Origin of the sequence: Bartonella sp. AP11XZML, assembly GCF_042196445.1 — a bacterium.
Lineage (GTDB): Bacteria > Pseudomonadota > Alphaproteobacteria > Rhizobiales > Rhizobiaceae > Bartonella.
This window is the reverse complement of sequence record NZ_JBHIQF010000043.1, coordinates 1-6,383: the sequence shown is the minus strand read 5'-3', so window position 1 is coordinate 6,383 and position 6,383 is coordinate 1. Positions and strand designations below refer to the sequence as shown.

Annotated in this window: 4 protein-coding genes and 1 pseudogene; all 5 read right to left on the bottom strand. The window is 35.7% G+C overall.

Annotated elements, in window-relative coordinates; all coding sequences use genetic code 11:
• Positions 1 to 815: 815 nt before the first annotated feature.
• The 5 genes and pseudogenes from ACFIMG_RS04890 to ACFIMG_RS04870 all read right to left on the bottom strand — a co-directional run bounded on the left by ACFIMG_RS04890 (position 816) and on the right by ACFIMG_RS04870 (position 5,394).
• Entirely contained in the window at positions 816 to 1,502 is a 687-nt protein-coding gene (locus ACFIMG_RS04890; RefSeq protein WP_375679366.1) for an abortive infection family protein, read from the bottom strand.
• A 1,060-nt stretch (positions 1,503 to 2,562) separates the two neighbouring features.
• On the bottom strand, positions 2,563 to 2,787 hold the full coding sequence (locus ACFIMG_RS04885) for a hypothetical protein (RefSeq protein ID WP_375679365.1): 225 nt from the start codon (positions 2,785 to 2,787) through the stop codon (positions 2,563 to 2,565).
• Positions 2,788 to 3,153: 366 nt separating this feature from the next.
• Positions 3,154 to 4,518: pseudogene (locus ACFIMG_RS04880) on the bottom strand (MFS transporter).
• Between the two features lie 57 nt (positions 4,519 to 4,575).
• Complete coding sequence (locus ACFIMG_RS04875; RefSeq protein WP_375679364.1) at positions 4,576 to 4,782, bottom strand: hypothetical protein; 207 nt, start codon at positions 4,780 to 4,782, stop codon at positions 4,576 to 4,578.
• 321 nt (positions 4,783 to 5,103) lie between these two features.
• Positions 5,104 to 5,394, bottom strand: coding sequence for a hypothetical protein (locus ACFIMG_RS04870; RefSeq protein WP_375679368.1), 291 nt, complete (start codon positions 5,392 to 5,394; stop codon positions 5,104 to 5,106).
• Positions 5,395 to 6,383 lie beyond the last annotated feature (989 nt).

The following is a 6,383-nucleotide window of genomic DNA, read 5'->3' as shown; positions in this document are numbered from 1 at the left end:
GGCGCTCAAGGACTTAATCTAAACTCAGATTCTCTTGGCTCTTATGTCATCTCTCCCTTTGTCCTATGTGTAGCCTGTATAGCCAAATCCTCAAAACAATCCGCTAACTTTTTGTAACAAAAAAACTGCAAACAATTCATTGACATCCAAACTATCTATACCACTAAATACTAAGGGGGATTTTTACCTAGCAAGCTTTTGGGGTAGCGAGCCTATGCCTATGATCTGTGGGGGCAGTGCTTTACGGCTCAGATAGAGAAATAACAGCTTTTTACACTATCCTAACATACATAATGGCTATGGTATGTAAGAATAGTGCCGTTTTTTATACGGAGCTGCCTTATTATAAGATTAAGTAGGGTAGGGGAAGAACGTATAGGTATGTAATTTACGCGCATAAAGGCTTTGAAGGGACTAAATCTAAGCTCAGATTCTCTCTCTTTAGGGAGTTAAGACTTGTATTTTTATCATAATGACTAGCTTCTCCATCATAATATTTCTTCACGAGAGCTTTCCAAAAATAATACACTAGCTAGTTTGTTCTTAAAAAAAATAATCAAGGCAATACTTTTGCACCATCCTCATTCGCCATCCTTAAGGGCGGCTTTTGCATTTACAGAAATTGCCCACTGACTTTAGAAGCGGAGCCTAGAAACGTGGGGAAGAGGAACACCATAGAGCGGTGTGACTACTCATGTTGTCATGCTATAGAAATATTTGGTTTTGTAGGGTAGAAGCAGCGGCCACCCCCTTTAATGCTTTTTAGGCATTAAAAATGGCACGAGAAAATGCTGGTAGTCGTGATATGTTTTTTATTATGGCTGATCCATGAGCTCTAAAATATAAATTGAGAGAGAATGGGCGGCATTAAAAGTTAAACGCGCATGGCGAGGCTTGAGATTGATTAGTTCAAAATCCTTTTCTGAGCGGCCATGCGCTGCACTTTTCTTGTTTCTTAAATTCATAGTACCACTAACGATTCTGGATAGACCGGTTGCGATCATTCTTAAGTCATTTTTATCTAGATCTTGATTTTTTAAGTTTTTTTGCTTTATATCGTCAGTATGAATCTTAGCCTTCTTAGCAACTTCTTTCCATAAAGCGTACAGCTTATTATGGGCATTTTCTTCGTATAGGATAGAATGGTGGTCGAGATAAGCTTTGCAAGAGGCTTCCAACAGATTTGCTGCAAATAAAACTGCCTCCCTTGGATCTTTTTCTATATTTTCTAATGCCCTATTTATTTCGATTTCTACTGCTGAAAGTTCTTTCTCTGCAATAAGTTTTTTTAGCTCTTCCATCGAGAGGAGACCAGCTTTTTGCAATTCTTGTGTGAAGGTTAGCTCATTCTTGATAATATATCCTCCACGCTGATATTCTAATCCATCTTTCTTTAACGTTTCTAAAACTTTACGTTGATCTTCTTTAAGCTGTTGTAGCATTTGATCTTCTGGTATGTCTTGAAATATGAATCCGACTAACTTATGAAACTCACTGTCCAAAAAATCACCAAGCAGGGGACCAAGGACTTCAAGCGGTTTATTGCATTCTACATTGATTGTATCTAGTCATTTCTTAATCTTGACTTCATCATCATCACTTCGATACTCATGAGGAGCAGATGGTGTATAAAAAAATAAGGCATCCAAATTCTCTGGCCAATAGTACTTTGGTAATATTTGAGAGAGTATCCTAATTGTTGCAGGAGGGATTTTGTTTTTCTGAGATATTTTTTGCGGGGATGATAATTGCATTTTATGGCTTTATAATGTCAAAAAGTGATATGTTGAGTGGTTTTTAGAGTATGATTTTATTGCCTGACCTTGCTTAGAAAGTCGCGCAACAATTTTGTGGCTTATATAAGATTTGTGAAAAAGAAATACTATATTGTGTTTTAATCTTTTTCTCCTTTCATTGTTATAACAGTGAAGCAGTGAAGGGGGGAATAGTGTGTGATAATTCGAAAAATATAGAATGAGAACAGAAGTATAATTTGTATTATCGTAACTGCAATAGCATTCTTTATTGGCAGATTGTTTATTGGAGAGAAGGAAGCAGGCAATGCGCATAATCCCTGAACGGAAGGTTTTGTGACAAGAATTTCAATAATGGCATGTTACTAAATGTTGTGTGTGTTCTTTGCTTGTCAGAAAGAGCAGATGGGGTTCTTTATTTGCATAACCGGTATAGAGTAATGAGTAATGCGGGAGGCTAGTTTAAAATCTCGTTTATTCCGTTAAAGCTTACGGTTTTCTATAAAAAGACTGTTTTCATTATATCCGCTGTGAAGCTCGCATACTTGGTAGATGGAAATATACGCGTTTATCGCGTCTGTAAGGGAGCTTGAAGCAATGAAGTTATGTGTAAAAGAGTTCTGAAAAGCTTCTTTTGTCCGTAAATTTTATAAGGAAAATCTAAAGGCAGGAAAATGTTAGAGAAATCTAAGAGTACGCTGTGAAAATCAAGAAACAGTCTTTTTAGAGATGGTTTGCTGTCTGTTATTGTACATCATGATTTTCAATGTTTTTAAAATTTTCCTCTCAATGAGAGAGGGCTTTTTTATTAAAGTGGGGGAGATTTCTTATAACAGTTAACAATGAAATGGAGAGAAGATGCTGTTTTACCAGCTGTTTTTGTCGCTTCAGTTTCATTTGGACCTATTGCTGTTATGAAAGCATAGTGATTCAATGACTTTGAAAAGGGGGGAATAACATTATCAAGTTTGCAATACAGTGCGATTTTTTGCATCGCGGTGCGTGGCAGAAGATGGTCAGCATTTTGGGGCATTGTGGGTTCTATATTCTATGCTGGTTCGGTAGGGCGTCTGTTAGCGCATTTATGGAACTATTCCGCATTGAAACGCGTGCTTAATTTCGTGGATCTTTGCAAAGGTCTGATCAGAAAATCCCATATTTCAAGAGGTTTTTAGAGGGATCTAAAAGCACAGAGGTATCATAAAATTACAAACACCGTACGTTACTGGAGGTGATCAATTTTAGAGCTTAAGGAGCTTATCGATTTAGTGTTCTTTCATAAAAATGATGAAGGCTGTGGTCAAGGTCTCAGTGTGTTGGTTTCTCGAAAAGTGGTAAATGCTGTATGATTTTATAAGCTATTGCCAATGTTATGGCTAGGGAGTTCAAATAAAGCATATCATAAATCGGAATTCTTCTCTTTACGCGATAAGAGGAGGGCTAGGCAAAACAGTAAAAATGCAGCGATAGAGAATATGAAGAATACGATATATGTTTGGTTTAAGGACAGGGATTTTTCTGTCAGCGAATGGATCAAAAAGCCAGCGAATATACCCCCTAAGGCACCACCTATTTGCTGTAATATGCGTGTGATAACGGCTGTATCTTTGACGTATAAACTGTTGACATATTGGATGGGGGCGGAAAGGCAGACAATGGTGGCGATGCCAAGTCCTATGCCTCTTAGCAAGAATCCAAGTCCATCCATGCTTATATTATAGCCGAAGCATAATAACCCAAAGCTTGATATCACTAAACCAATTCCTATCATGAAAAAGGGAGATTTTTCTTTCCATTTTTGGTAAATAAATTTCCTTCCGATCCATGCTCCTACCCCTTGCAGAGCAAGGAGGGCACCGATGATGAGAAGGCTCTTTTCATAGTTTCCTCCCATGGCAACGGCTAGTGGGAAATAAACGAGGAAGCTATAAAAAAGAAATGAAGCAACAAGCCCCATGATCATGAGTAATGTATAGCGTGCATTTTGAAATCCGCTAAAGACGATTAATTTGTTTTTTGCTTTCTGATTAGAAACAATGAATAATATGAGAGATATCATGGCTATAAGCGCTAGGATATATAAGTGGTTTTTGTTATTGATATTTCTGGCTTCTGTGAGGTAAAAAAACGAAAGAAGCGATATGGAAAACGCTAAAAATGCAAATAAGTTAAATTTTGTTTTTGTTGTTTCGTTGCTCTTTAAATGTTTTGCTCCAAGGGTGAGTGCCAATAAAATAAGCGGAATATTGATAAAAAATAACAAACGCCAAGATACATACTGAGCAAGCGAGGCGCCTACCAGCGGACCAAAGGCAGGAGCGAAAACTGTTGGTACGGCTATGGTGCCCATGGCTTGCCGCACGCGTTCTTGCCCAAATTGTAGTGCAATGATGGTTTAGCTAAGAGGCAGTAAAAGACCGGTCCCAAAACCTTGAACGATACGGGCAGATATAATGGTTGGAAAATTATAGCTTAATCCTACCCCCAGTGATCCAAGCATAAAAATGAAGCTTGCAAGAAACCAAGTGCTTTTGATACCTATTCTTCCTTGCACAAAAGCGGCCATTAGCAGCCCTGGAACGGTGGCTAGAAAATAGGATGTTACAATCCATTGTATATTATTTCCTTCCACGGAAAAATAATGCGCAAGGTCCGGAAGGATGACATTAACAATGCTTCCGTCCAGCAGAGGAAGTATGCTGGAAATAATGACGGTATATATGACATACCTTTCTGTTTTTGTATAGGAATCTCTCTTTTGCATTATTATGCCCCCTGTTGATATTCTTTAAAATATTGTCCCCGCCCCATTCACAGACTTTTAAAAATTAACACGCATTTGTGATATCTGCGGTTTTGATATTGGAATGAATATGATTGGAAGTGCTGATGGTCTCCTTGTGTACAACCCTTCTTCCTCCAAAATGAAGCCATCAGTTAAGCTGATTTTGATGAGTTTATCGAGGAGTCTATTTGCTGTCAACTCAATCTGCATGAGAGCAAAAGCAGAACCTACACAAACGTGCACGCCTGCTCCATTTGCATTTATTATTTAACATGGAAAATGTGAAAATCTTTATAAATCAAATTATTGACTTAAAAATCCAATGTTTGTTTATATATCATTTTTTATGCTTAAATGATTGTTTGGGTGTCAAATGTATTCTCAATAGTTTATAATTTTCTTTTCTTAAATGTGCAGCTCTTTCTGAAAAATGTTCGATAATTTCTTGATTGTTTAATAAAAATTAAAATTGGTTATAAGAAAGAGCTTGTAAATTATAGAGTAGGAAAAAGGTGCATTTTATAAAAAACAGGGGAGGGTTGTTTCCATAACCCAAACATTTTTTCAAGTTGTTGTGGTATCTTTTTGAATTGCTTGATCGATAAAAGTTTTATAATTATCAGAAACAATATATTGGGTATTTTCTCCTAAAGCTTTGAAATGTTTACGATCGCAATGGATTTTTGCTTTTTCCAGATCGCGCAAGATGTCTTCGAAAATACTTCCTTTGCTTTCCACAACAAAATACAGTTTTCCTTGCCCATCTTGCTCGAGTAATACAGTCCAATCGGGAGTATATGATCCAAGAGATGTATCAATTTTAAACCATTTAGACAGTTTCGCATAAACTTTAATCTTATCGTTTTTTTCAAACGATTGTGCAAAACTGAACTCAATATCTGAATCATAAATACATGATCATAAGTTGATTTATCAGTTTTTGTCATATTCTTTTATAAAACAATTTGCTTTTATATTTATTAAAATGCATTTTCTATTTTATTTTTTTGTATAATTAGCCAATGAAGTTTTTGCTCTAATATCGCAATTTGTAAAAGACTATTTTGGTCATTCAATATGAAACTTTTTATGTCGGTTTCTTGTATTGAAAGCAATGGTACGATTTTTGATATCTGTATAAAATATTTACAAAAAAAATTTAATAACGCATAATTATAAAATTTTGTCCTTTGTTTGAAGCATGTAAAGTTAACCTATTGTTTATTCATAGATTTTATGTTCATTATTTATTTTATACATTTAATCTAGAATGTAAATTGTGTTCGTATACTCAAACTAAAATACTGGTATTGAAGTGGTGAGAGTGTTGCTTTGTTGAGAATAGATCATTGGGTAGGTTGGTATTCCCTTTGTATCAGAGAATTCAACTTATTCTCTCATATTGTGCGTGGATGAAATGTTAACCGCATAATGCTCTCTCTTACATGAGATGTAAGGTTGATATGGTTTCCATATTGAGAAAAGTTGTTGATCGTAGAGGAATATTTTTCTGCGAAATTTGTTTGGCTTAAATGCAAAAAATAGAGCAATAGCCGCATATTTGTTATGCTGTAACGGCATATATATAATCGATGGAGTCAACACTTCATTTAAGAAGTTTTTTAAAAGAAAAACATAAAAAAATAGAATTATTGAAAAAAATCTTTTATTTTGAAGCTTGTTTCTCACGATTATAAAAGCTTCACGTGGATTTCGAAAATTCTTGTTGTATTGAAAAGCATGAAAAATCAAGAAAATTTTGCAAAAAAGCTGCACTATGCGTGCAGCTTTTTATGTATTTGCTTTAAAGGCAGACGTTTTAAAGCATGAAAGTGTCCTTACGG